The 23,482-nt window shown below is 59.9% G+C and carries 23 protein-coding genes; 13 read left to right on the top strand and 10 right to left on the bottom strand.

Annotated features, from left to right (window positions below; all coding sequences use genetic code 11):
* The first annotated feature begins 43 nt into the window (after nt 1–43).
* The 9 genes from HNR55_RS02070 to HNR55_RS02030 all read left to right on the top strand — a co-directional run bounded on the left by HNR55_RS02070 (nt 44) and on the right by HNR55_RS02030 (nt 12,206).
* Nucleotides 44–820: a P-loop NTPase family protein gene (locus tag HNR55_RS02070; RefSeq protein ID WP_166110621.1), complete on the top strand. Its 777-nt coding sequence runs from the start codon at nt 44–46 to the stop codon at nt 818–820.
* Between the two features lie 159 nt (nt 821–979).
* On the top strand, nt 980–3,265 hold the full coding sequence (locus HNR55_RS02065; RefSeq protein ID WP_184382517.1) for an RNA degradosome polyphosphate kinase: 2,286 nt from the start codon (nt 980–982) through the stop codon (nt 3,263–3,265).
* Nucleotides 3,266–3,355: 90 nt separating this feature from the next.
* Nucleotides 3,356–4,861 carry a Ppx/GppA family phosphatase gene (locus HNR55_RS02060; RefSeq protein ID WP_166110615.1) on the top strand — a complete coding sequence of 502 codons (1,506 nt, stop codon included), beginning with the start codon at nt 3,356–3,358 and terminating at the stop codon, nt 4,859–4,861.
* A gap of 154 nt (nt 4,862–5,015) precedes the next feature.
* Nucleotides 5,016–7,334: an adenylate/guanylate cyclase domain-containing protein gene (locus HNR55_RS02055; protein ID WP_166110612.1), complete on the top strand. Its 2,319-nt coding sequence runs from the start codon at nt 5,016–5,018 to the stop codon at nt 7,332–7,334.
* Complete coding sequence (locus HNR55_RS02050) at nt 7,331–8,230, top strand: MlaE family ABC transporter permease (protein ID WP_166110608.1); 900 nt, start codon at nt 7,331–7,333, stop codon at nt 8,228–8,230. Before HNR55_RS02055 ends, HNR55_RS02050 begins: the two co-directional genes overlap by 4 nt.
* Nucleotide 8,231: 1 nt before the next feature.
* Nucleotides 8,232–8,933, top strand: coding sequence for an ABC transporter ATP-binding protein (locus tag HNR55_RS02045; protein ID WP_166110605.1), 702 nt, complete (start codon nt 8,232–8,234; stop codon nt 8,931–8,933).
* Nucleotides 8,933–9,883, top strand: a complete 951-nt coding sequence (locus tag HNR55_RS02040) for an MlaD family protein (protein WP_166110602.1) — start codon at nt 8,933–8,935, stop codon at nt 9,881–9,883. The genes HNR55_RS02045 and HNR55_RS02040 overlap by 1 nt, the downstream gene beginning before the upstream one ends.
* Nucleotides 9,880–10,815, top strand: coding sequence for a hypothetical protein (locus HNR55_RS02035; protein ID WP_166110599.1), 936 nt, complete (start codon nt 9,880–9,882; stop codon nt 10,813–10,815). Before HNR55_RS02040 ends, HNR55_RS02035 begins: the two co-directional genes overlap by 4 nt.
* Nucleotides 10,816–11,195: 380 nt before the next feature.
* The gene (locus tag HNR55_RS02030; protein ID WP_373318129.1) at nt 11,196–12,206 is read left to right on the top strand and encodes an ion channel; all 1,011 of its coding nucleotides are present in this window, start codon (nt 11,196–11,198) and stop codon (nt 12,204–12,206) included.
* A gap of 217 nt (nt 12,207–12,423) precedes the next feature.
* Here the strand turns inward: HNR55_RS02030 and HNR55_RS02025 are convergent, their stop codons facing one another.
* Nucleotides 12,424–14,607 carry an FUSC family protein gene (locus HNR55_RS02025; RefSeq protein ID WP_166110596.1) on the bottom strand — a complete coding sequence of 728 codons (2,184 nt, stop codon included), beginning with the start codon at nt 14,605–14,607 and terminating at the stop codon, nt 12,424–12,426.
* A 242-nt stretch (nt 14,608–14,849) separates the two neighbouring features.
* Between HNR55_RS02025 and HNR55_RS02020 the strand changes: the two genes are divergently transcribed.
* Nucleotides 14,850–15,221 (top strand): YidB family protein, encoded by a 372-nt coding sequence (locus HNR55_RS02020; RefSeq protein WP_166110593.1) that lies wholly within the window; start codon nt 14,850–14,852, stop codon nt 15,219–15,221.
* Nucleotides 15,222–15,297: 76 nt separating this feature from the next.
* Nucleotides 15,298–15,828, top strand: coding sequence for a hypothetical protein (locus tag HNR55_RS02015; protein ID WP_166110590.1), 531 nt, complete (start codon nt 15,298–15,300; stop codon nt 15,826–15,828).
* A 21-nt stretch (nt 15,829–15,849) separates the two neighbouring features.
* Here the strand turns inward: HNR55_RS02015 and ccmI are convergent, their stop codons facing one another.
* From ccmI to HNR55_RS01980, 7 genes are read right to left on the bottom strand one after another with little or no spacing between them, the layout of a single operon-like run.
* Nucleotides 15,850–16,581: a c-type cytochrome biogenesis protein CcmI gene (gene ccmI, locus HNR55_RS02010; RefSeq protein ID WP_166110586.1), complete on the bottom strand. Its 732-nt coding sequence runs from the start codon at nt 16,579–16,581 to the stop codon at nt 15,850–15,852.
* A gap of 4 nt (nt 16,582–16,585) precedes the next feature.
* The gene (locus HNR55_RS02005) at nt 16,586–17,059 is read right to left on the bottom strand and encodes a cytochrome c-type biogenesis protein (RefSeq protein WP_166110584.1); all 474 of its coding nucleotides are present in this window, start codon (nt 17,057–17,059) and stop codon (nt 16,586–16,588) included.
* Nucleotides 17,056–17,631 (bottom strand): DsbE family thiol:disulfide interchange protein, encoded by a 576-nt coding sequence (locus tag HNR55_RS02000; protein ID WP_166110581.1) that lies wholly within the window; start codon nt 17,629–17,631, stop codon nt 17,056–17,058. The genes HNR55_RS02005 and HNR55_RS02000 overlap by 4 nt, the downstream gene beginning before the upstream one ends.
* Entirely contained in the window at nt 17,628–19,613 is a 1,986-nt protein-coding gene (locus HNR55_RS01995; RefSeq protein ID WP_166110578.1) for a heme lyase CcmF/NrfE family subunit, read from the bottom strand. Before HNR55_RS01995 ends, HNR55_RS02000 begins: the two co-directional genes overlap by 4 nt.
* A 39-nt stretch (nt 19,614–19,652) precedes the next feature.
* Entirely contained in the window at nt 19,653–20,183 is a 531-nt protein-coding gene (ccmE, locus tag HNR55_RS01990) for a cytochrome c maturation protein CcmE (RefSeq protein WP_166110575.1), read from the bottom strand.
* Complete coding sequence (locus tag HNR55_RS01985; protein ID WP_143221875.1) at nt 20,180–20,341, bottom strand: heme exporter protein CcmD; 162 nt, start codon at nt 20,339–20,341, stop codon at nt 20,180–20,182. The genes ccmE and HNR55_RS01985 overlap by 4 nt, the downstream gene beginning before the upstream one ends.
* Before the next feature lie 5 nt (nt 20,342–20,346).
* Nucleotides 20,347–21,111 carry a heme ABC transporter permease gene (locus HNR55_RS01980; protein ID WP_166110572.1) on the bottom strand — a complete coding sequence of 255 codons (765 nt, stop codon included), beginning with the start codon at nt 21,109–21,111 and terminating at the stop codon, nt 20,347–20,349.
* 179 nt (nt 21,112–21,290) lie between these two features.
* Here HNR55_RS01980 and HNR55_RS01975 point away from each other — a divergent pair, with 179 nt between their 5' ends.
* Nucleotides 21,291–21,584, top strand: coding sequence for a YciI family protein (locus tag HNR55_RS01975; protein ID WP_166110569.1), 294 nt, complete (start codon nt 21,291–21,293; stop codon nt 21,582–21,584).
* A gap of 1 nt (nt 21,585) precedes the next feature.
* Nucleotides 21,586–22,005, top strand: coding sequence for an EVE domain-containing protein (locus HNR55_RS01970; protein ID WP_166110566.1), 420 nt, complete (start codon nt 21,586–21,588; stop codon nt 22,003–22,005).
* A 91-nt stretch (nt 22,006–22,096) separates the two neighbouring features.
* On the opposite strand, the gene HNR55_RS01965 is transcribed toward HNR55_RS01970, so the two are convergent.
* Entirely contained in the window at nt 22,097–22,432 is a 336-nt protein-coding gene (locus HNR55_RS01965) for a TIGR01244 family sulfur transferase (protein ID WP_166110563.1), read from the bottom strand.
* Between the two features lie 109 nt (nt 22,433–22,541).
* Entirely contained in the window at nt 22,542–23,240 is a 699-nt protein-coding gene (locus HNR55_RS01960; protein ID WP_166110559.1) for a hypothetical protein, read from the bottom strand.
* Nucleotides 23,241–23,482 lie beyond the last annotated feature (242 nt).

Raw genomic sequence — 23,482 nt, 5'->3', positions numbered from 1 at the left:
CGCGAACAGTCTTTACGGCAGGAGAGGCGGCGCGCAAAGCGGCATGACGCGGTTTGATGAAACAAAAGCATCGTCCCACCCCCCCAAAGAGGGCAGGAAGCGGCGCATAAATGAAGGGGATGGGGGAATGCAGATCGCCTTGCCATTTGTTTACCGCCCCCGATTCGGACGGTCGGATTTTGTTGCGGCTCCCTCCAACGCGGCCGCGCGCGCCTGGGTGCTGGATGCGGAAGCCCCCTACCGCTGGCCCGAAGGCCGCATGGCTTTGTGGGGTGAGGGGGGGACGGGCAAGACGCATCTGCTCTCCATCTGGGCGGGGCGGTATGGTGCGCCCGTTATGGCGGGGGAGCGGCTGAACGAGCGCGAAGTGGCGGCTCTGTTCAGTCAGGGCGGGTTCAAGGCCGTTGCACTGGATAACACGGATTGCGTGCCCAGCGAGCATGATCTGTTGCATCTGATCAATCTGGCACGTGAGCATCGCATGTTCCTTCTTATGGCGGGGCGTCTGCCGCCTGCGCGCTGGCCTGCCGTGCTGCCTGATCTGGCAAGCCGCCTGCGGGCCACATCCTCCGTGCCGCTGGGGCAGGCGGAGGAGGACCTGCTGCACCGTCTGTTGTTGCGTTTGCTTGCGGAACGGCAGATTGTTGTAGCGCCGCAGGTTACGGAGTGGCTGTTGCGCCGTCTGCCACGCCGGGCCAGTGCGGTGCGTGACTGTGTTGGTGCGCTGGATCAGGCGGCCATGGCATCGGGTGGAAAAGTCACACGCGTTCTGGCTGCCAGTGTGCTGGAAGGACTTTTTGCGCGCGATGGTGAACCGTGAAAGGAATATTTCAGTTTTATGACATGATGGCGATTTGACACAGCCGAACATTCCGGGGCCATCGTGTTTGGGATATGCTGACGGCGTATCCGGTTTGGTGCGGTCCACGGATCGGCCGGATTGCCGGGGCAGACAATGCAGGAGAGGGAGCGCAGGCTAGTGGCCGCACACAATAAAAAGAACACCCCCCCCGTCAGTCGTACACGTGGGCCTTCCAAACGCGCGTCTTCACGCACCAGGGCCGCAGTCAGTACCCGTGCCAAAAAAGAGGTTGAGCCCAAAGTTACCTTGCAAACGCCCTCGCGCTTCATCAACCGCGAACTCTCATGGCTCGATTTCAACCAGCGCGTGGTGGATGAGGCGGATAACGCCCGGAACCCGCTGCTGGAACGGCTGCGCTTTTTGTCCATCAGCGCCAGCAATCTGGACGAATTCTATTCCGTGCGTGTGGCGGGGCTTGTCGGCCAGATCCGCGAAGGGCTGACCACCATCTCCCCCGATGGCCGCACTCCTGCGCAGCAACTGGACGCGGTGCGCGAGCGCTGTGCCCGCCTTTTGCGCGAGCAGCAGCGGATATGGGTGGAACTGCGTGGCCTGCTCGCCGCATCCCACGTGACACTGTGCGAAACGCAGGACCTGAACGATGCGGACAGGGAATGGCTGCAAACCTGCTTCATGGATCGCATTTTTCCCGTACTGACGCCGCTTGCGGTCGATCCGGCCCATCCGCTCCCCTTTATTCCCAACATGGGGCTGGCGCTGGGCCTGCGCCTTCTGTACGAGGGCACGGGCCTGTTCGCCATGAACGCCCTTATCCTGCTTCCCGCACAGGTTGAGCGTTTTATTCGCCTGCCTGCCACGGGTGAGGCTGTTGCGGGCGAGCCTGCCCGTGTGCGCTTTATTCGTCTGGAAGACCTGATCTCCCTGTTCATTGACCGGCTGTTTGCCGGGCTGGTTGTGGGCGAGAGCGGTGTGCTGCGGGTTGTGCGCGATACGGATGTGGAGTTTGAGGACGAGGCGGAAGACCTTGTTCGCTCCTACGAAAGCGCACTCAAGCGCCGCCGCCGTGGGGTGGTTATCCATCTGGACATGGAAAAGCGCGTCCCCGCCGAACTGGCCGAAGCCATTGCCTCCGATCTGGACCTGCCACCGGACGAAATTGCCGTCCATTCAGGCATGATCGGGGTGGCGGACCTCAAGCAGATGATCGTGGATGATCGGCCGGACCTGCTCTTCCCGCCCTATACGCCGCGCTTTCCCGAGCGGATACTCGATTTTAACGGGGACTGCTTTGCCGCCATCCGGGCCAAGGACCTGCTGGTTCATCACCCGTTTGAAAGTTTTGATGTGGTGGTGCAGTTCCTGCGTCAGGCAGCGCTGGACCCCAATGTTATCGCCATCAAGCAGACCCTGTACCGCACGTCGCGCGATTCCCCCATCGTCAAGGCGCTGATCGAGGCGGCAGAGGCAGGCAAGTCGGTCACGGCTATGGTGGAACTGCGTGCGCGCTTTGATGAGGAAGCCAATATCCGCCTCGCCCGTGCGCTCGAAGCCGCCGGTGTGCAGGTGGTGTTTGGCTTTGCCGACCTTAAAACCCATGCCAAGCTTAGCCTCGTGGTGCGCAGGGAGGGAGCACAGGTGCGCTCCTATGCCCATTTCGGCACGGGGAACTATCACCCCATTACGGCGCGCGTTTATACTGACCTGTCGTTCTTTACGTGTAACCCGGCTCTTGCGCGGGATTCGGCGCGGCTGTTCAACTACGTGACCGGCTACGCCATGCCTGCGCAGATGGAGGAAATCGCCTTTTCCCCCATTACCATCCGCAGCACGCTCAAGAACCTGATCGAGGAGGAAATCGCGCATGTCAAAGCGGGGCGTCCGGGTACGATCTGGCTGAAAATGAATGCGCTGGTCGATGCGGACCTGATCGACTGCCTGTACCGCGCATCCTGTGCCGGGGTTAAGATTGTAGGGGTCATACGCGGCATATGCTGCCTGCGCCCCGGCGTTGCCGGACTTTCGGAAAACATCCGGATCAAATCCATTGTGGGCCGTTTTCTGGAACATTCGCGCATTTTTGCCTTTGGCAACGGCCACCGCCTGCCATCGCGCCATGCCAAGGTCTATATTTCCTCCGCCGACTGGATGACCCGCAACATGGACTGGCGGGTGGAAAGCATGGTGCCCATTACCAACCCCACCGTGCATGCGCAGGTGCTGGACCAGATCATGGTATCCAACATCCGCGATACCCTTCAGTCATGGATACTGGAGCAGAATGGGGTGTGGCGCAGGCTTGGTGCTGGCTCTAAGGCGTTCTCCGCGCATGAATGGTTCATGACCCATCCTTCCCTTTCCGGGCGGGGGTCCGCGGCCCATGAAAGCCTGAGCAGGGCACCTGCCTCCCTCTCCCAGACCAAAGACCTGATGCTGGATGACTGAAAACGGGGTTTCTTTTTCCCATATGTCGCGTATGTCTGTGCACTTTCATACTGCCGGGCAGCATAATGGCCTGCCCGGGAACGGCTGGTAATGGAGACGGACATGCAGCGTCGTTCAGCGGTGGTTGATCTTGGGTCCAACTCGGTTCGTCTGGTTGTGTTCGAGGGGGTCTCGCGCAATCCGCAGCCCATTTTTAACGAAAAAGCCGTGTTACGGCTTGGTCGGGGGCTTACCACCACAGGTCGCCTGAATGATGAAGGTGTGGGCATGGCCATGGAGGTGCTCAGCCGTTTCCATGCCATTGCGCGCGCCATGCAGGCTGACCCGTTCGAGGTGCTGGCCACGGCTGCCGTGCGTGACGCCACAAATGGCCCGGCCTTTGTGGAAATGCTGCGCCAGAGCATGCCCGGTGTGCCGGTGCGTATTCTGTCTGGCAAGGAGGAGGCTGACCATTCCGCCATTGGGGTCATGTGCGGCATACCCGGAGCAGACGGGCTGGTGGCCGACGTCGGGGGCGGGTCGCTCGAACTCATTCACCTGACCGAAACCGGACGGCACGATGCCACAACCCTGCCTCTGGGCATGATCCGTCTGGCGGATCGCTGCGGGGGGGATCTGGACATTGCCAAACTGCTGACCGATCAGGACATTGATGGTGTTGACTGGCTGTCCAGGGTCCGGGGGCAGCCGCTTTATCTGGTCGGGGGGGCGTTCCGTGCGCTCGCGCGGCTACAGATTGCACGAACCCAGTACCCGCTGAACATTGTGCACTACTACACGCTGGACGTGCAGGAAGCGCGCGAGATGACCGGCTGGCTCCAGAACAGCTCCCGCCGGAGCCTTGAGAGCCTGCCCGGTGCTCCTCGCAAACGGCTGGATGATATTCCCTTTGCCGCCGTGGTCCTGCGCAGGCTGATGAAAAAAGTCCAGCCCAGCAAGATCGTGTTCTGCGTGGATGGCCTGCGCGAAGGCTGGTACATGATGAACGTGGCCCCCAGCTACCTGCCGCAGGATCCGATGGAAAGCGTTGCGCGCGACATGTGTGCACGCTTTGGTCGCAGCAATACCCTGCCCGAAATCCTGTGGACATGGACAGGCTGCATCAAGCCGAACGAAACGGCGGAAGAACAGCACCTGCGCCGTATAGCCTGCTGGCTGTCCGATATTGGCAGCCACGACCACCCCGAATACCGGGCCGAGCAGACCTACCTGCGGATTTTGCGTGTGCAGGGGGCAGGGTTTGACCACCGTGCGCGTGTCTGGCTGTCTCTGGCGCTTGCCGTGCGCTATTCGGTGGATATGAACTCGCCCGCCCTGATGCCATCCTTTGCCCTGCTGGGTGATGGGGAGCGGCGTGACGCCGTGGCCTGCGGTCTGGCGTTGCGTCTGGCCTATTCCCTGTCTGGCGGAGCGGGAAGCCTGCTGGAAGGAACATCCCTTGCGTGGGAGGGGGCGGAACTCGTGTTGACCCTGACCTCCACCCGTGTTGCCGTAAAGGGTGAAAGTGTGCGGCGTGGGCTGGACCGTCTTGGGCAGGCACTGGGTGTGCAGACCCGTTTTGAGGTGAACTGGCGGTCAGATCTGCCACTCCCTTAAAGGGGTGGACAACTCTGCTGGTGACAGGCACGTTACCTGATAGACATCTCTGTTGTACGGAGAGCCCATCTTTGCATTGCGCCAGTGGTTTTGCCTGAGGCCATGGTGGCAGGGGCGCGAATGTTCTTGACCAACAGGCAGTGGAATTTGGTGCGTGTCTTCTGAAGAGATCATAGACCCGACAGTTCAGCACGATGCATCCATCCAGCGGGTGCTGCTGCACATGGTTCTCCCCTTTGTGCTGATCATCATGACTGTTGTGGCCATTGCGTGGGTGGGCATCAGTTCATACCGCACGACGAGCGAGGGTGTGTCTGTTCTCACGCGTGAGCTTATGGAGGCAACCCAGCACTATATCGGGCAGGAAGTAGGGGACTATATCGCGCCTTCCGCCGCCGGGAACCTGATTGCAGCAGGCATGATCGAGCATGCCCCGCCGCAGGTGTCGGATAAGGTCTTTTATTCCTACGGCAGCATCATGCTGCAAAAAATTCCGCAGTTGCAGTCTTTTTATCTGGCCGATGATCAGGGTAATTTTACGCTGATCACCCGCTCCCCCGACAAGGACGTGCAGGACCATGTCCGCCTTGTTACGCAGCCAGGTGGCGCAAAAGTTCTGCATCATGTTCTTTTCAATACCGCGGGGCAGCAGGTCCGGCAGTATGATGCCCCGGCCGGTGATTACGACCCGCGCGTGCGCCCGTGGTATAAAAACACGGCTGGCAAAGACACCATCCAGTGGACGCAGCCCTACCTGTTCCCGACCGACAAGCAGTTTGTCATGACCAGTTCGCTCCGCTTCCGGCGTGATGACGGGCATGAGATGGTGTTTGCCACCAACATCTCGCTCAACGAACTCAGCGCCTTTTTGGATAAAATCAAAATCGGCAAATCCGGCAGCGCCATGATCGTGGACGGCGAGGGACGGGTTATTGCAGGGCGCAATCTTACCCAGCATGCGGAGGCCGCAGGCTGGGACCCGGACAAAATGGTGCTGGACCCCAAAATCTACCCGGTTTTTGCCTTGGGGTATGATCATTACCGGGTGCGTGGTTTTGGCCCCAAACATGTGGAATGGGACAGCAGGTCCTATATCACCATGGCTTCGGCCCTGCCGCGTTACTCGCAGGGCTGGATTTTGCTGATTGCCGCCCCCGAAAACGATTTTGGCAGCTTTGCGCATCAGAGCAGCCGCCAGAGCCTTCAGTTCGCGGGGATTGTTACGGTGTTTTCGCTCCTTCTGGGAGGGCTTTACATCCGCCAGTTGCGTCGGACGGAAGCAGGTAACCGCAGGCTTGCGGTGCAGCAGTCTCAGGTCGCGCAGGAAAGTGGTGCCTTGCAGCAGGTGGCGGTGGCGCCGCATCTGTTTGACCCTGCGGCAGATGCACTGGTTCTTACGGAGCAACTGGCGCAGGTTGCGGGTGCGCGCCGCGCCAGCCTGTGGCGGTTTTTGCATGATGGCGCCGCCATGGTGTGTGATGATACCTATGACCGGACCCAGAACACCCATTCCGGCGGGTTTGAAATGGGGCGGGAGGAACTGGGCAAGTTCTTTGACGCCATAGAGGAAGGGTCTTCCTTCTCCGTCAGCAACGCTGCAACGGATGAACGTACGACACGGTTTGAGCGGCTGGTCATGCGTGAGGTCAGTACCCGCGCACTTGCGGTGTACCCTGTTCATGGCCCTCATGGCACGCTGGGTATGCTTGCGCTGGAAGACCCGGTCATGCTGCCGCATCTGCTGTATTTTGTGGAGCTTATGGCCAGCATTGCGGGTACGCGCTTTGCCGCGCAGGACGCGCTGGAAGCCCAGCAGAAACCTGCGACAGACAGCAAGACCTCCGCTCCCGTAGCGGTAACAGGCACGCCCCTATCCGATAATCTGCTCATGCGGGCGGATGAAATGGCGGAGGTAACCGGTGCGAGTATTTACCCCTCCGTTGCCGTGCTTGTTGTCAGCTTTTCCGACCCTGTGGTGGAAGGAAACAAGGAAACCACAGCCCTGATCGCCCTGATCAACCAGCTGGCCACACAGGTCCAGAGTGTTGCGCAGGAAGAGCACCTGTTCGCGGTGGAAGTGGCCGGGCACCGTATGATCTGCATGGCGGGCTGCACAACGGAGCCAGACCCCACAGCTCTGGTTCGTCTGGCCAATGCCGCGCTTAAAATGCGTGAAACATTCATGGGGGCGCTGGCTGCTGCCGATCTGGAACCCGTGTTTACCATGGGTATGGATTTTGGCCCCGCCTTTGGTGGGGCCGTGGGGCAGACGCCAACGGTGTTCAACCTGTGGGGGCAGACTGTCTCTCTTGCTGAACTGATGGCAGAAAGTGCAATAGACCCCGGCACCATTCAGGTTACGGAGCGTGTTTATGCCAGCCTGCGTGACCGTTACCTGTTCCGCAGCCGTGGCTCGTTCTTTGTGCCGCATCTGGGCCTTGGCCGTGCCTATACGCTGGCGGCCCGCCGATGAGTGAGACCGACCCACAGGCTCCCCAGCCACTTCCGCCCCCCACCGATACAACGCGCGACCCGGTGCTGGCCGGGCAGACAGGGCAGGGCGGCTTTTTTGCACCAGTCCAGTGGGGCCTTGGCAAGCTGGCATGGATCGGGCGTCTTACGCGCAGGCAGGCGCGCTTTCTGCTCATCATGCTGGGCGCATCCTGGGGGGTGATCTTCGAGAGTTTTCGTGCGCATTCATGGCGCAGGACGGTGCGGTACGAATTTGTCAGCACCATGAACAACATTATCCGCGGTGGGCTTCTCGCCACCATGTTTGCCGGTGTGCTGACCGGGCTTGCCGCTGTGTCACAGGTTATTTACTGGCTGGGTCTGACCGGGCTCGCCACCATGACCGGCTCTATCCTGATCAATGTTGTCGTGCGTGAAATAGCGCCCATTCTGGTGGGCGTGCTTCTGCTGGGGCGGAATGGCATGCTCTCCACCACGGAGCTGGGGCTTCTGAGCATCGGGGGGGAAATCCGTTCCATGCAGGCTGTGGGCATAGACCCGTTTCTGCTGCTGGTGCTGCCCCGTACACTGGCTTTTACCGTGGCCGGGTTTACGCTGGGGATCCTGTTTTCGTTCTCGTCCCTTGTTACGGGGTACGTGATGAGCCGCATGTCCGGCGTGATCAACAACCCGGTCTGGGTTTTTCTGGATGATGTGGCAACAGCCATGTCCGGCACGGATTATGTTATTATCCCGCTCAAGTTTATTACCGTCGGGTTTGTGGTGGGGCTTGGTGGCTGCCTGACAGGGTTGACCGCCACAAGCGAGGATTCACTGCGCACCCTGCTGCCCCGTGGCTTTTCCCGCGGGATGCTGATTGTGATGGTGGTGAGCGTTCTGTTCAGTCTGGATCTGTAAGATGGATATGTACGCTTCCGGCCCCCTGCTTGAGCTGAACAAGGCAATCCCGTCTTTTGATGAGAGCGGTCTGCCGCCGGTTCCGTTCAGCATGAAGCTGATGCCCGGAGACTGCATGGTGGTGGAAGCGCGCGACATAGGACACGCCACCATGTTTGCGGACCTGTGCTGTGGGCTTGTGCCGCTGGAGGATGGTTCCGTGCGGTTTATGGGGCTGGACTGGGCTGATCTGGGCGACCGGGAACTCAACGCCCTGCGCGGGCGTATCGGACGTGTGACGCACCGGGCAAGCTGGCCCGAATTTGTGCCGGTGCATCTGGCGATTGTATTGCAGCAGTTGCACCATACAACCCGTCCGATTGATGTTCTGGTGCATGATGCCGCCCGGCTGGCGGAAAGGTTTGGTCTGCCCGGCCTGCCCACGCAAAACCCCAGCTTTTTACCTGAGGAAGACCTTTTGCGCGCAAGCTGTGTGCGGGCTTTTTTGGGAAGGCCCCATTTATTGCTGCTGGAAGACCCGCTTGAGAGTGGACCGGCAGAATTGAGCAATTCTTTTCTGGCTGCAATAACCGAGGCGCGCGACAGGGGTGCCGGGGTCATCTGGCTGGTAAGGAATAACGCGGTCTGGCAGGAATATCGGCAGGGTGTTACGGCAACCTGGCGGCTTGCAGATGATGGTCTTGTAGCAGTACGGATGGGATAATGTTCCAACTCCGCTTACGACAGAAAGTAAAACCTCTCATTTCCCTGCGTTATGCAGATGAATGGGTCGGGTTTCTTGTACTTCTGAGCATACTCATTTTTGGGGGCGCGGTTATCGAGGCTGGTGTGCTGCGTGACTGGCTGACCCCACCTGCACGGCTGCGCGTTGTGCTGCCAGCGTCTGGCGTTGGCGGTTTGACTGTTGGCGGGGACGTACAGCTTATGGGGGCGCATGCGGGCACCATCCGCAGCATCAAGCTCAATCCATCAGGCAATATGTACGCCATGGTTGACCTTGACCCACAGGCCAAACCCTTTATCCGGCGGGACAGTACAGCCCTTATCCGCAAGCAGCTTATTGTAACAGGCGCTTCCTTTCTGGACCTCAGCCGTGGGCATGGGGACCCGATGGACTGGAGCTACGCCGTTATTTCGGCCACCCCGGCCCCCAACCCCGCAGACCAGATTACCGCGACCCTGAACAGTATTCAGGCCGAAATCATGCCCGCGCTGGCCAGCGCCAGACATATGATGGCCCAGTTGGATGGCACCATTACCGACATGCACGCGGGCAAGGGGACAATCGGGCAGTTGATGACCAACGATCAGCTTATCCGCCAGTCCGAAGCGACCATTGCCTCTCTGGATGCTGTGATCGAACGGCTCAAGCCAATTGAAAAACAGGTTTCGGGGATCATGAATAAAACAGACGCCACGATGGGCAACCTCAAATCCGCGACTAAGGACGTCAAGGATGCAACGCCGCATCTGCCAGCCATCGCCAGCAATGTGGAGGCCAGTACGGCGGACCTGCCCGCCATGCTGGCGCAGGCCCAGACCACACTTTACGGCTTACAGCAGTTGACTGACCAGTTGCGGGGGATGTGGCTGCTGGGTGGACAGAAGGTGACGCACCATAAACGTCTGGCTCCCCAGCAGGTGCGGCCATGAGACGCCTTGCACATATGCTGGCGCTGACAGCCCCACTGCTTCTGGCCGGGTGCGGTGCCAGCCAGAGCAAACCCACGGCGCAGGATGACGCCGCCTGGGATCAGGCCATGATGGCGGGCCGGGATTCCTTTGATCTGGGGCGTTATACTGTTGCCGTCTCGCAGTACCGCAAGGCGGCCAATCTGGCGCTTGCGCGTGATGATGGAACAGCCGTGGCTGAGGCGGGGTATGACCTTGCCGTCTCGCAACTGGCAGCCAACATGCCTGCGGAAGCGCTTAAGGCAGCACAGGCTACCCGTCAGGCTGTGCTACTGCGTGGTGCGCAGGATATGTCCTCGCTCGATCTGGTCGAAGCCGCAAGCCATTACCGGCTTGGCCATTACGCGCAGGCCATTCCTCTGGCGCAGCAGGCCATGCACTCCGCCGATACGGGTGTTGCCGCACGGGCAGCCCTTGTGCTGGGCCTTGCTGCTGATGCGCAGGGCGATCAGAGCGCTCTTCAGGCCGCAGGTGCTTACCTGTCTGGGCTTAAGGAGCCGCTTTCCGTGGCACAGCAGGCTGACCGGGCTGAAATTGAGGCCCGCGTGCTCCGCCACGCCAACCCCGTACTGGCCGGGCAGCAGGCGGAGCAGGCGGCAAGCCTGCGCCAGAGCGCAGGTGCATACCATGACATGGCGCGCGCTCTTGCCCTTGCGGCACGGATTGCAGCCAGTCAGGGGGATCAGGCCAGAGCGCATGTCCTGTGGGCGCGGGCGGCTCAGAGTGCCGCCGCGCAATCTGGCAGCCTGAACCGGATGGATGCGCAAACGCTGGTCCATGGAAGCCTGACCAAAGGCAACCCCATGCCACCGGTGGATGATGCTCAGGCATGGGCACGTAATGCGGGTGAGAGTGTGCTCAGACCTTTTGCCGAAACGGACGGAGCACACTGACCGGGGGTTTTACCGCGTGACTTTATTGCTCTGCCAGTAAAGCCCATGCACTGGTAACGTCACTGGCATTGGCCGTGTTGTCCTGAATACGCGGGAGCCTCGGGTTTTCCCCGCATACCCTCCGTCATCCTGTTGGTCCGTACCCGCGTAACGGTTGGGGAAGACAGGAGCAGGTGGGGCGGAGGATCAGGTCAGGGTGTGTTATTTGAGGCATTTAAGGGATGTTTTTATTTCAATTTCTTGAAAAAGCATGACGCCTGAAAATAATCGTAGGTCAAGCAGGTCTTCCATGCATAATCCATGGAGCACAGAAGCTGCCTTGCTGTATACACCGCATTCACGCGCAGGCCCGTCCGTCAGGCTGTGCGCACGGAGCGGTGATGATGAAAAGACTTTTCCACCATTATAGAAAACGCAACCGCAAGGGGGAGGCAGAACGCCACACCAAGCTGGAGAATGTTGTCCCCAAACGCGATGGTAGGGCGGGGGGGCGTTTTCATTTAAGCACCAAGGAGGCGATCAGACGCTTTCGCGCGCATGCGCTGGTTGAGGAAAAAAGCCATCGTGATGTCGTGCGTGTGGGGGTGAAGGACAGTGTGTGGAGCGATCTTTACCACCATGCACTGACAGCAAGCTGGCCTGCTTTTGCGGCTATTGCCGTTGTGTCCTATATTGTAATCAATCTTGTTTTCGCGTTGTTGTATATGGTGGCCCCGGGCCAGATTACGGGGCTCTCACACGGCACGCTGCTGTCCCTGTTCTTTTTTAGCGTGCAGACACTCTCGACCGTTGGTTATGGGACCATGAGCCCGATCGGGGCTTATGCCAATGTCATTGTCTCGATTGAGGTCTGTGTGGGCATGATGCTGACAGCCCTTGCAACGGGCGTGGTTTTTGCCCGTTTTGCCCGCCCTCGCGCCAGACTGTTGTTCAGCAATAAAGCTGTGATCAGTAACGAGGGAGGGATACCCGCCCTGTGCATCCGTATCGCCAACTTGCGGATGAGCGTTATTTTATCGGTCGATATTGAAGTGGCTTTGTCCCGCCTGGTCGTCAGCGACAACGGCCATCTGGTTCGCAAGTTTGACCAGCTTCTGCTCATGCAATCCCATGTGCCCGTGCTGCGTTTTGCTTTTGTCATGGCCCACGTTATTACGCCTGACAGCCCCTTGCATGGTAAAACGGTTGCCGAACTGGAAGGGGAGGAAGCCGAAATTATTGTAACAGTTACCGGCACGGACGAGGCTCTGGGGCAGACCGTGTTCGCAAGAACGGCCTACAGGTTTGACCGTGTGCAGTACAATCACCGTTTTGTGGATATTGTGCTTTCACGCCCCGATGGGCGCATTACGGTGGACTATACCCGCTTCCATGATGTTGAAGCCCATTAAAACGCTTATTGTAATGCCTCAGCGGTGGTGATGGGTTGGGGGGCAATGCTTCCCCCAGTTCCCCGCCCATCCATGAGGCCATGAGGCGTGTCGTCTGGCACAGGCCCAAGTGGGGTAAGGTATACGCCCCACCCGGTTTACACACGGAGCATAAGGCTCCCCGCGGACATGCCGTTGTGTGTGGAGCCTTGGCTCAGATCAAACCCGATTATGACACTCACACTGCCCGGTAAGGGTGGGTAGCGTCCAGAAATACGGCATTGGCGTCCAGTTCGTGGGAAACCACGATCAGGTAGGCAATGGCGCGGGTGAGTTCAATACGGGTGGAAATATTGGGCTCGGCCGCTTCCATCCGACGTAATGCGGTGGTTGCTACACGGGCCGCATGGGCTGTATGGCCATACTTGCCTGTAAAATGGCTCATCCGCTTCATGACAATTTCTATGGCCCGGCGTGCTGGGGGGGGGATCTGGTTGCGGTGCAGCAGCGCGCGCAGGCGGATAATGTTCAACCCGATGGTCATGGCGGCCAGTGTGCCCTGCAGGCAGCCTTCAATGGTGGGGGACGGGGTAGGGCCAGCATGGCGGATCAGGCGGGCAAAGCGGTCAATATTGCGGCCAATCCAGTCCCGCGTCATGGGGGTGGGTTCGGCTGAAGCCAGTGTCCGCAGGTCCCGCAGCAGGGTCCGGCGCATGCGCCAGCGTTCGGCTGCGCTGTTAAAGGGCAGCACGGCGCGGAAAATAAGAACCGCAAAAAATACCCCCAGCAGAATGGCCCATGTGGAGTTGAACCATGTGACCTCATCCACCCGGCCCTGATTGAGCGGGTGTACAAAGTTGGGGAGCAAAAGGGTATAGGCGGCGGAGTGCAGGGCCGTGCTGGCGTTGCGCGCGGCCAGCCCACCGGCAAACATGGGAATGGCCAGCGTAGCCACCAGCATTTCGTAATTGGATTGTGTGGGCAGGACAAAAAAGACTAGAAAAAACGCAACAAGGGCTGCCCAGATGCCACCGATCATAAACTGGGTGGTGGCAACAACAGGGTTTTCCCGCGTGGCAAACAGCCCGCAGACAATGGCGACAAATGTAATGAAGCCAAGGCCCGTAGGCCATGCCGTAAATTCCCACACCAGCCCGGCGGCACACAGAGCTACGGCCGCACGCACGCCGTTATAGGCAGCCTCGCGCTTGTCCACATGGGACTGGAGGCGGAAATGGAAGTGGTCGCCACGAATGAAGTGCTGGCTGGCATCGTATTCGCGGATGGCCTGCTCCAGTTCACCCAGCAGTTCGTCCATGGCATTGTGCAGGATTCGCCCATCCAGCAAGGCGGAAATCTGGGCGTGTTCATCTTCCAGCGTAAAGGCGGACCCGATTTCGTGCGTCAGGGCATCCACAATCTGCTGGTGGCATTCCGCACGGAGCAGTTGCAGGTCACGCAGAATGGCGCGCACTCCGGTTTCCGTGTTCAGGCGGTTTGGCAGGCTGCTCAGATAGGTGCTGACATTGGAGGCCGTCTCGCGGAATATGGGCTGGTCAGTCTGGACGTATTGCAGGCGTACGGTCATGCCCAGCCCGCGGGAGAGCAGGACCGAAACCGCAGCAAGGGCTGCGCGGGCATGGTCCCCTTCATGCCCGTGGGGGCCCATCTCGGCTTCAGAGAACTCAATCTGGTCGTTAATGGACAGGATGGGGCCAAACATGGCGCGTGAGCGGATCAGGGCTTCTTCATCCCCGGCCAGCAGGCTGGCCACGGCCTCGGATACGTTGCTCAGGGCCATGCGGAGCTTGTCACGGATGTTACGGCGGGCCATCTCGGCCAGATTATGGGCAAAAAGACCAGCGACCGCGCTTTCGCACACAATGCCCAGCACGATATAGGTCGCGCGGGACATGGCGGTCATGAACACGTTTTCGGGGTGGGGAATGGCCCCTATGGCAATAATGGCCGTTGTATAACCTGCCAGCACCAGCGCGTAGGAACGAAAGTTGCGCACAAGGGTTGCAAGCCCGCAGCATAACCCCAGCCATATGGAGAGTGCGGGAAAAAACAGCCATGCGGTCTGGTTAAAGGCGGAAATAAGGGTGATGGACATGGCCACCCCAATGCCTGTGCCGACCAGACGCCAGCGTGCCTTGGACATGCTCTCCCCCCGGGAGCCCTGCGCCACGATCCATACGGTCATGGGGGCCCATTGCGGGTCGTCCAGTTCCATCCACAGGGCGATAACCAGTGAGATCAGGGCGGAGGCTGTCGTCCGCAAAGCAAACCCTATTGCGGATGGCGTGGGCGCAAGCAGCCAGTTCAGGGGCAGTTTGCTCTGCGCACCCGGTGGCCCTAACGGGCGGAAGGCCCGCAGGCGACCGATCCTGTCAAGCAGGGGAAAAGAAAGACTGGGCACAATGGCTACTTTGTTGCAACGGAGGAAGCTGGGGAATACTGGCTGTAACCGTAGCGTGTTTTCCCGTTTTTTCCTTGTGGGTTCAGACGCATATCAGCTATCGCTTCTCAAACGGGGAAAATCGGTCTGGAGCCGGTTTGTGCTTATGAATATTGCATGGATCGGTTATTCATTCCACGACCAAATGGTGCCGTGCCAGCCGACAGGCCGCTCTGGTGGCGGATATGGGAAAGATGGTGGATATGTCTGATTTTTTTCAGAGTATTGTAGGTAAGGTCGAAAGCGTTCTGGGCGGAGATGTCCAGACACTTGTCAAACAGCAGTTCCAGTCCCTGGCGCAGCCGCAGACAATCCAGACCCTGCTGGACCGCGCCGATCAGGTCGGGCTGGGGGACAAGGTACGCTCATGGATCAGCCAGAGCGGCAATGTGCCCGCCACGCCGGATGAAATCCGCTCCATTCTGGGGAGTGATGCGGTACATGCTCTGGTGGAAAAAACCGGCCTTCCAGCCGATAGCGTGGTGACAGCGCTGGTGCATTTTCTGCCCGACGCCGTGGACAGGCATACGCCCGATGGCGTGCTGCCCACAACCGACACTACAAAAAGCGCCTGAGCCGCAAGCCGGGCTGCAAGTGTATGATGCACGGCATTTTCGTGCATCACGGCACATAATCCGTTATAATGCAGCCATGACACTCGGTGAACGTATAACACGGATGGATAGCTGGCTGCTGGATCAGGTCTGTCAGCCCATGGCAGACAGACTGCCAGAACGCTTTTCGGCCTTCGATGCAGGCATGAGCTGCCAGTTTGGCTCTTTGCTGCTGTCTGCCGTTTCCATTATTGCCGTGTTTGTACTGACCGGTATGCAAGATTTTGGTAACATGATCTTTAACGTGCTGGTCTGGTGCCTGTGCGTCAGCTTTTTTATCGGGCTTGGCCGTGTGCGCGTACTGGTCAAACCGGGGAAACCCAACCCGCTGCGGCACATGCTTGTCAGCGTACGGATTGTTTCTATCCCGTTCGCCATGTACGTTGTGTATCAGGCATTGACCTCTCCTCCCACATTCGGGACGGCGGTGTGGTTCAACGCCTTTTCAAACATCGTGTTTGTCGTGGGGCTGTATCTTATTTCGTGCCAGCCGCGCCCGCCGCGTGTGCGCACAACGGAAGATGTCTGGGGCCGGGGCTTTGCACCACGGCCCGGCGGTGGGTTCTAGCCAGAAATAACGACAGGCAGATCAGGGGTTTTCCTGATCATGCTCGCCCTGTGCAATACGGCCCTGCACTGCGGGACGCCACGGTGCATCCTGCGGTGCAGCGTCCAGCGCCTTGCGGAACAGCTCCAGTGCCTGCGCAGTCACGTGGTGTTCCGCCCGTGTCATGGCTTCTGCCGTGCGGGCAGCCAGTTCGGGGTCAAAACCCAGTGCCAGAGCATGGTTCCATGCTTCCGCCGCCTGCGCGTAATGGTCACCCGATGCCTGCAACTGGCCGAGCAGCAGGTAGCCCTGCCGTCTGTTGGGGTCATCCGCAGGCAGGCTGGCCATGGCCTGCTGAAGTTGGGCGATAAGGGCATCGGCCTTACGGTTCTGCATATGCTGGGCCACCAGCCTTGGGCCAAGGGGCTGGGCTGGCAGGTAAGGTGTGCCGTTGGTCAGGTATAAGGCAATGGCCAGAGCAGGTACCGCGGCAAGGCCAAACCAGCCCAGCATGGCCGAACTGTCTGCCCGTGCCGTGGAAGGCGCTGCATCGGCTGAGAGAATACGGCGCTGGATTTCCAGTATGGCCACGTCATGTTCGGTTGGGGCGATCAGGCCAATGGCAAGGTCGCGGTCCAGTTCCACCAGTTGGGCTTCATGCAGGGCCAGTGCGGTGCTGCGTTCATCCCGAATAACGCGGGTGCGCTTCCACAGTGTTACAATAGCCGGGGCAAGGGCAAGCAGGCTGAGCAGCCCGATGGAAAGCCAGATCATGCTCTCAGTCCTTTGTCAGTCTGGCCAGACGGGCCTTTTCATCTTCGGTCAGGGGGGGCGGCGGTGGCGCTGCGGCCCTGCGGCGGTAGAACAGAAAGGCCGTACCAATCCCCATAAGCAGAGCCAGCACCGGCATGGCCCAGAGCAGAAGCGTGCCCAGCGAAAACGCAGGTTTCAGGCGGATGAAGTTGCCATAACGGCTCACCATCCAGTCCATGACCTGCTGGTTGTTCTCGCCCTTGGCAACGTGCTCGCGCACAACGCGGCGCAGATCACGCGCCAGACCGGCGCTGCTGTCTTCTATTGATTCGTTCTGGCACACCAGACAGCGCAGTTGTGCGCCAATAGCCTGAGCACGGGCCTCCTGCTGCGGGTTGGGCAGCATTTCGGACGGGTCATCCACCGCCAGCACCAGCACTGGTGTTGCCATAAGGAGCAGGCCAGCCGCAAGGGCTGCCAGTTTGTGGCGTATGGTCATGGTGTTTGCAGCCTTTGCACCAGCGGCAGCAGGACCCTGTTAATGGTCGCATCCGTAAGAGGGGCTGCCGTGTGCCAGCGGATAATTCCTCCGGGCCCTACCAGAAAAGTCTCCGGTACGCCGGAAATACCCCATTCAATCCCGGCCCGGCCGGTATGGTCATCTCCCAGACGGGTAAAAGGGTTGCCGGAATGGTGCAAAAAGCTGGCAATGTTGTCGGGCTTGTCCTTGTAGGCAATGCCCCACATGGTCAGCCTGTCTTTGAGGGTCATAAGGGTTGGCATTTCCGCAAGGCAGGGAATGCACCATGACGCAAAAAAATTGACCAGCACGGGCTTGGTAAGCTGTTGCAGGTCCTGCGTTGTAAACCCTTCTGCCGGGGGGAGCGGGGCCAGCGTAAAGTCTGGCACTGGCCGGTCCAGCACGGGGGCGTTGATGTCATGCGGGTTGAAGGAGCCGTGCTGCATGCCATCCAGCATTTTCCAGAAGGCAACACCGGCAACACCGGCTCCGGCCAGCGGCAGGGCCATAAGCAGGCGGCGGCGGGTCAGGTTATCCGAAGGTGTGGTCATGCTACGCTCGTGCTTGCAGGGGTGGGTTTAGCCCGCTGTGGCGCACCTACGCGCATACGCCGGTCAGAAAGGGAGAGGGCTCCCCCAAACGCCATGATCAGCGCACCCAGCCACATCCATGGTGCCAGCGGGTTGTAGTGCAGGCGCAGCACATAGGTCGGGCTGGTGTCCGGGCCGTGCCTGTCGCCCAGAACGCCGTACAGGTCCGCCAGCATGTTGGTGTGGATGGCAACATCCGTTGTGGTCTGGTTCTGGCTGTTAAAGCTACGCTTGGATGGGTGCATGACCGTAACCAGCCTGCCATTGCGGCGGACTTCCAGCGTGGCGACCATGGCCGTGTAGTTGGGGCCGGGTTCCTGCTCCACGGCCTTGAGTGTCCAGTCATACCCGGCCAGTTGTTCGGTGGTGCCAATGGGCACTTCCACAATCTTGTGCTGTGCCTGAGACATGGCGGCAAGGCCCAGCACGGTAATGCCTACACCTGCATGGGCAATGGCCGTGCCAATAATGGCGCGGGGCAGCATGCGTGCCCGCTGGAGGGATGTGGCAACAGGCACACGGAACAGTTTTGTGCGTTCTGCCAGATCGGTCACACTGGCTGCAATAACCCACAATGCGGCAGCAGCGCACAGAATGGCCAGCACGCCAGACAGTTCAAACACGGCAACCGCGCAGGCCAGTGCCGCCACAATGGCGGCAAGCCACAGCTTTTGCAGCACGGGCCAGAGCTGTGCGCGCTTCCACGGCAGCATGGGGCCAAAGCCCATGAAAATGAACAGGGGCAGCGCCAGCGGAATGGTCGTTGCATCGAAAAACGGTTTGCCAACCGAAATGGTGCGGTCAAACAGCAGGGACATAAAGGGGGGATACATGGTCCCCGTCAGCACCACCGCGCACAGGGAGCACAGCAGAATGTTGTTGAGCACCAGTGCCCCCTCGCGCGAGATGGGGGCAAACAGCCCGCCTGCGGTCAGGGTTGGGGCGCGGTAGGCGAACAGGGCAAGCGAGCCGCCAATAACAACGCCCAGCAGGCCCAGAATGAACACCCCGCGTGCCGGGTCGTTTGCAAAGGCATGCACGGAGTTGAGAATGCCCGAACGCACCAGAAACGTGCCCGACAGCGAGAACGAGAAGGTGGCAATAGCCAGCAGTACGGTCCAGATTTTAAGGGCTTCGCGCTTTTCCACCACAATGGCGGAATGGATCAGTGCGGTGCCCGTCAGCCACGGAATGAGCGAGGCGTTTTCCACCGGGTCCCAGAACCAGTAGCCGCCCCAGCCCAGCACGTAATAGGACCACCATGACCCCATGGCGATGCCACAGGTTAAAAAGCACCATGCGGCCACAGCCCACGGGCGTACCCACCGGCCCCATGCTGCATCAACCCGGCCTTCAATCAGCGCGGCAATGGCAAAGGCAAAGGGTACGGCAAAGCCTACGTAACCCGTGTACAGAATGGGGGGGTGGAAGGCCAGACCGGGGTCCTGCAACAGGGGGTTCATGCCCTGACCGTCCATGGGAGCGGGCCAGATGCGGGCAAACGGGTCCGATGTGGTCAGGCAGAACAGTTCAAACCCCGTGGCTACAAGGCCTAGCACGGCAATAACGCGCGCACGCAGGGCGGAGGGCAGGTTGCGCCCAAAGGCCGCCACCGCTGCCCCACACAGGCCCAGAATAAGCGCCCAGAGCAGAATGGAGCCTTCGTGGTTGCCCCATACGCCGGTTATTTTGTAGAGCAGAGGTTTGGAAACCGCGCTGTTTTCCGCAATGTTCTGGACCGAAAAATCGTCCGTAACCGCTGCGTAAATCAGGCTGAGGAAGGAGACGCCAAGGGCGATCATCTGCCCGATGGCAAGGCCGGGAGCCAGCGCCATAAGCCGCGCATCGCGCCGGGATGCGCCAATAAGGGGAATAATACCCTGCACGGCAGCCAGCACACAGGCCAGCGCAAGGGCGTAATGTCCAAGTTCGGGGCTTAACATATCTGGGGGGAGGCTCCCGTCTTCTTTAAATCAGGCTGTTCAGTTTGCCGGGGCGGGGGCGGAAAGGCTCTTGCCTGCATCCTGCACGGTCATGGTGTTCCAGCTTGCAGCACTGGGGGGAGGGCCAAAGCGGGGGTCCCATTTGCCGGATTTTTTAAGGGCTTCGGCCACTTCCTTGGGCATGTAGGTCTCGTCATGCTTGGCAAGAACCTCGCTCGCCACAAATCCGTGTGGCGGCTTGACCGTGCCAATGGCAACAACACTTTGCCCCTCACGGAACAGGTCGGGCAAAATCCCTTCATACTGCACGGTCACGGCGGCCTGGCCGTCTGTTACGGCAAAGGTGGCAACGGGGGTTTCACCGTGTTTTTCACGCTTGACCGAGCCTGCAACAACCATGCCACCCAGCTTGACCGTGCGATCCGCTGGCGGGGGTGAAGCTTCGACCTGCGAGGGGGTGACAAAGAAAACAATGTCAGAAGAAAAAGCCCGCAGGATCAGGGCGGCCGCGGTGCCAAGGCAGGCAACACAGGCAAGGACAAGCCAGAGGCGACGGGTCTTGCGGGTCATGGAGTAAGGGGTGTTCCTGCGTTGCGGTTATGGGTCTGCTCCAGTGCTGCCAGTCTGGCCCGGTCGCGTTTGAGCCGGAGTGCCGCACCAAGGGAGAGAACAAGCGCCATAATGGCGGCCAGCCCGTAGCTGGCCACAATGTAGGGGAGGTGGGTCATGCCGCTCATCCACCCCGGCGGGGGGAGGACAGCAGGGCGCGGATGCGGCTTTCCATCACGGCGGCACGGGTGCGGGCCACCACAATGGCCGCAAAACCCAGCGAGAACCCGATGGTGGAAAGAGCAAGCGGCCACAGCATGGAGGATGACATGGTCGGCGCGCCGGTCAAGGTAATGCTGTCGGGCTGGTGCAGGGTGTTCCACCATTGCACGCTGAACTTGATGATCGGCAGGTCCACAGCTCCGGCCAGTGCCAGAATGGCGGCGGCACGGTAGCCGCGCTGCGGGTCATCAAACGCGCGGATCAGGGCGATATGCCCGAGGTAGAGAAAAAACAGGACCAGCACGGAGGTCAGGCGCGCATCCCACACCCACCATGTGCCCCACATGGGTTTGCCCCAGATGGAGCCAGTGGCCAGACACAGGGCGGTAATGCACGCGCCAACGGGGCCAATTTCCACCGCCGCCAGATCCGCCAGCGGGTGGCGCCACACGAGCGAGAGCACGCCGCAGAGAGCAAGCCCGGCATACCCGCCCGATGCCAGCATGGCTGCGGGCACATGCACATACATGATGCGCACGGAATCTCCCTGCTGCCAGTCGGCGGGGGAGTAGAACAAACCCCAGCCAAGGCCCGCAAGGGTAAAGGCAATGGCAGGCCAGGTCAGCCATGGCTGGAGGCGTGCGCCCAGCTTGAGAAACCGGCCGGGGTTGGCGTAACGGTGGAAAAAACTGCCAGTACGCGCGACAAGGGTCGGTGAGGCGCTCAAAAGTTGGTCCGCTCCGTCTGTCTGGTTTATGGGCGAGGGGGATACCCTTGCCCGTGGGAGGCAATATGCCTCAAAGTGGGACTGCTGCCGTCTTCTTTATATCATGATAAGCGTTCTGACACGATGCAGTTCTTCATGGGCGACCATGCCCGTAAGACACAACAGAAGGAAAAAGAGGCATGTTGTTTGCCATTATCTGTACGGACCGCCCCGGCTCGCTGGACCTGCGCATGGCCACCCGTGCCCAGCATCTGGCTTTTCTGGAGCTTAACAAGGCAGGCATCCAGTTTGGTGGCCCACAGCTTGATTCAGACGGCAAACCCTGCGGTAGCCTGATCCTGCTTGAAGCCGAGGACCGCGCGAGTGCCGAGGGCTTTGCCGCAGCCGACCCCTACGCCAAGGTGGACCTGTTTGAGAGCGTGATCGTGCGCCCCCTGCGCACGGTTTTCCGCGATGGGCAACTGGTGGAATAACATGGCATTCTGGCTGGTAAAGAGCGAGCCTGACGCGTTCAGCTGGGACGAGCAGGTTGCAAATCATGTAGAGCCATGGACCGGAGTTCGGAACCATCAGGCCAAAAAGAACCTTGCCGCCATGCAGGTGGGGGACAGGGCCTTTTTCTACCATTCCAACGTGCAGCGCGCGATTGTGGGGGTAGTGGAAGTGGTGCGTGCCGCCTACTCGGATCCCACGGCCGAAAGTGGGGCCTGGGTGTGTGTGGATGTTCAGGCGGTAGGCCCCATGCCAGAGCCGGTTACGCTTGCGCGGATCAAGGCCGAGCCGGGGCTGGAGGAACTGGCGCTGGTTCGTCAGTCCCGCCTGTCTGTCTGCCCGGTTTCGGCAGAGCACTGGCAGGTTCTGTGCCAGATGGGAGGGTGGCAGGAACCGGGCTGAAACGGACCTGTTTTCACCACTATCAAATTATTGTGACAAAGGCCGCCCAACCGGGCGGCCTTTGTCATTTTGTGCGCGGTGGCGGCAGGGGTTAGCCCTGTGTGGCCTGCATCCATGCCTGCGCGGCGCGGTTGCCCGAGCGACAGTAGGCAAAATATGGTCCGGGCAGCGTGTTCAGCACTTCCTGCGTTTCAATCACCACGTCAGAGGTGGGGGGCACGCCTGCGGCCATGGGGATGGCAATAAAGGTCAGCCCCGCCGCGCGCACGGCCTCACCAATGGTTTCAGCCGAAGGCTGGCCTGCTTCCTCGCCATCGGGGCGGTTGCAGATAATGGTTTTGAACCCGGCCTCCTTGATTGCGGGAATATCGCTGGAGGTAATCTGGCCAGCTACGGCAAAGTCGGGGGCGATGGACTGGTACTTCATGGAGTCTGTTATCCTGTAAACAAGAGGCGTGTTCCGTGCAGGATGAGGTTTTTGGACCTCAGTGCAAGGGGCCGTTCCGGCATGGTGAGTGTGGCGTAGGCCGTAAAGCCTAGCGGTGAATGAAATACATGTCCGCATACAGGTTTTTAAGGGCTGCATGGTCTGCAAGGCAGTGGCGGACAAGCAGGGCGCGCAGGCTGACCGCCGCCTGCTGCATGGCGGGGTCGGTGCTGTTGACCTGCAGGGCTGGGTAGTGCGTCATGCAGGCCTTGAGCGTGGGGTTGTTCATGTCCACACCGCTGCTGATCTTGGCCTTGAGTTCGTCATAATACTTCGAGACTTCGGTATCGGAGGTCCATTTGACCAGCGAGGTATCCACTTTGCCATTGTGCATGAAGTAGGCCACGGTCATGAACCCGGTTTCGGGCGCATGATTGCCTGCCTGAACGGTCATGCGGCAGGCCCGCTGGGAATAGGGCGGAAAGCGCACATCCGGCACGGCGGTGGAAGCCGTGACCTTGATATGCGGTGGCTCGTCTGCTGGCGGGGCAGAGGCGTTCTGCATGTCTTCATCATCGCTTATGTGCGCTTTCTGCCATGCCAGCGCCAGAAGCGGGTAGTAGCGGATGGACTGGCACAGGCTTGAATCCGTGCGGGCATCTGCCAGAGCCATGTCGTATGTTTTCTGTTCCGGTGTGGCGCAGGCGGTCAGGGCCAGCACAGCGGTCGCGCAACCCAGACGACCCAGAATACGGGCGGGTCTGGAGGTGTTGGCACGGGAATGAAAAAGACGGAAAAGACCAGCCATGAGGAAAGCTCCTTAAAAGCGGCGCGGCGTTAAGCCGGTTTCTTCATGCTTGTGTAAGGGCTTAAGGCCACGCTTACAACGCTGTTTGCATGGGCGCAGGGCGGGCGCGCGAACAGGTCATCTGTTTTTCATACGATCAGCCTGTTATGATCGGCCGCAATCAAGAGCATAGGGCGCTCTGGCAGCGCCGGTTGTCGCATTTGCTGTAAATGAGGCAGGTAGCAGACAGGAAAGGCACGTAT

This window comes from Acetobacter lovaniensis, assembly GCF_014207635.1.
In the GTDB taxonomy this organism is placed as follows: Bacteria; Pseudomonadota; Alphaproteobacteria; order Acetobacterales; family Acetobacteraceae; genus Acetobacter; species Acetobacter lovaniensis.
This window is presented reverse-complemented; position numbering and strand designations above follow the sequence as displayed.

What these genes read in the sequence shown, in the direction of transcription:
- HNR55_RS02070 (WP_166110621.1), top strand. Translation starts at nt 44, where the DNA reads ATGACGCGGTTTGATGAAACAAAAGCATCGTCCCACCCCCCCAAAGAG.
- HNR55_RS02060 (WP_166110615.1), top strand. Translation starts at nt 3,356, where the DNA reads ATGGAGACGGACATGCAGCGTCGTTCAGCGGTGGTTGATCTTGGGTCC.
- HNR55_RS02050 (WP_166110608.1), top strand. Translation starts at nt 7,331, where the DNA reads ATGAGTGAGACCGACCCACAGGCTCCCCAGCCACTTCCGCCCCCCACC.
- HNR55_RS02045 (WP_166110605.1), top strand. Translation starts at nt 8,232, where the DNA reads ATGGATATGTACGCTTCCGGCCCCCTGCTTGAGCTGAACAAGGCAATC.
- HNR55_RS02040 (WP_166110602.1), top strand. Translation starts at nt 8,933, where the DNA reads ATGTTCCAACTCCGCTTACGACAGAAAGTAAAACCTCTCATTTCCCTG.
- HNR55_RS02035 (WP_166110599.1), top strand. Translation starts at nt 9,880, where the DNA reads ATGAGACGCCTTGCACATATGCTGGCGCTGACAGCCCCACTGCTTCTG.
- HNR55_RS02030 (WP_373318129.1), top strand. Translation starts at nt 11,196, where the DNA reads ATGATGAAAAGACTTTTCCACCATTATAGAAAACGCAACCGCAAGGGG.
- HNR55_RS02020 (WP_166110593.1), top strand. Translation starts at nt 14,850, where the DNA reads ATGTCTGATTTTTTTCAGAGTATTGTAGGTAAGGTCGAAAGCGTTCTG.
- HNR55_RS02015 (WP_166110590.1), top strand. Translation starts at nt 15,298, where the DNA reads ATGACACTCGGTGAACGTATAACACGGATGGATAGCTGGCTGCTGGAT.
- ccmI (WP_166110586.1), bottom strand. Translation starts at nt 16,581, where the DNA reads ATGATCTGGCTTTCCATCGGGCTGCTCAGCCTGCTTGCCCTTGCCCCG.
- HNR55_RS02005 (WP_166110584.1), bottom strand. Translation starts at nt 17,059, where the DNA reads ATGACCATACGCCACAAACTGGCAGCCCTTGCGGCTGGCCTGCTCCTT.
- HNR55_RS02000 (WP_166110581.1), bottom strand. Translation starts at nt 17,631, where the DNA reads ATGACCACACCTTCGGATAACCTGACCCGCCGCCGCCTGCTTATGGCC.
- HNR55_RS01995 (WP_166110578.1), bottom strand. Translation starts at nt 19,613, where the DNA reads ATGTTAAGCCCCGAACTTGGACATTACGCCCTTGCGCTGGCCTGTGTG.
- ccmE (WP_166110575.1), bottom strand. Translation starts at nt 20,183, where the DNA reads ATGACCCGCAAGACCCGTCGCCTCTGGCTTGTCCTTGCCTGTGTTGCC.
- HNR55_RS01985 (WP_143221875.1), bottom strand. Translation starts at nt 20,341, where the DNA reads ATGACCCACCTCCCCTACATTGTGGCCAGCTACGGGCTGGCCGCCATT.
- HNR55_RS01975 (WP_166110569.1), top strand. Translation starts at nt 21,291, where the DNA reads ATGTTGTTTGCCATTATCTGTACGGACCGCCCCGGCTCGCTGGACCTG.
- HNR55_RS01970 (WP_166110566.1), top strand. Translation starts at nt 21,586, where the DNA reads ATGGCATTCTGGCTGGTAAAGAGCGAGCCTGACGCGTTCAGCTGGGAC.
- HNR55_RS01965 (WP_166110563.1), bottom strand. Translation starts at nt 22,432, where the DNA reads ATGAAGTACCAGTCCATCGCCCCCGACTTTGCCGTAGCTGGCCAGATT.
- HNR55_RS01960 (WP_166110559.1), bottom strand. Translation starts at nt 23,240, where the DNA reads ATGGCTGGTCTTTTCCGTCTTTTTCATTCCCGTGCCAACACCTCCAGA.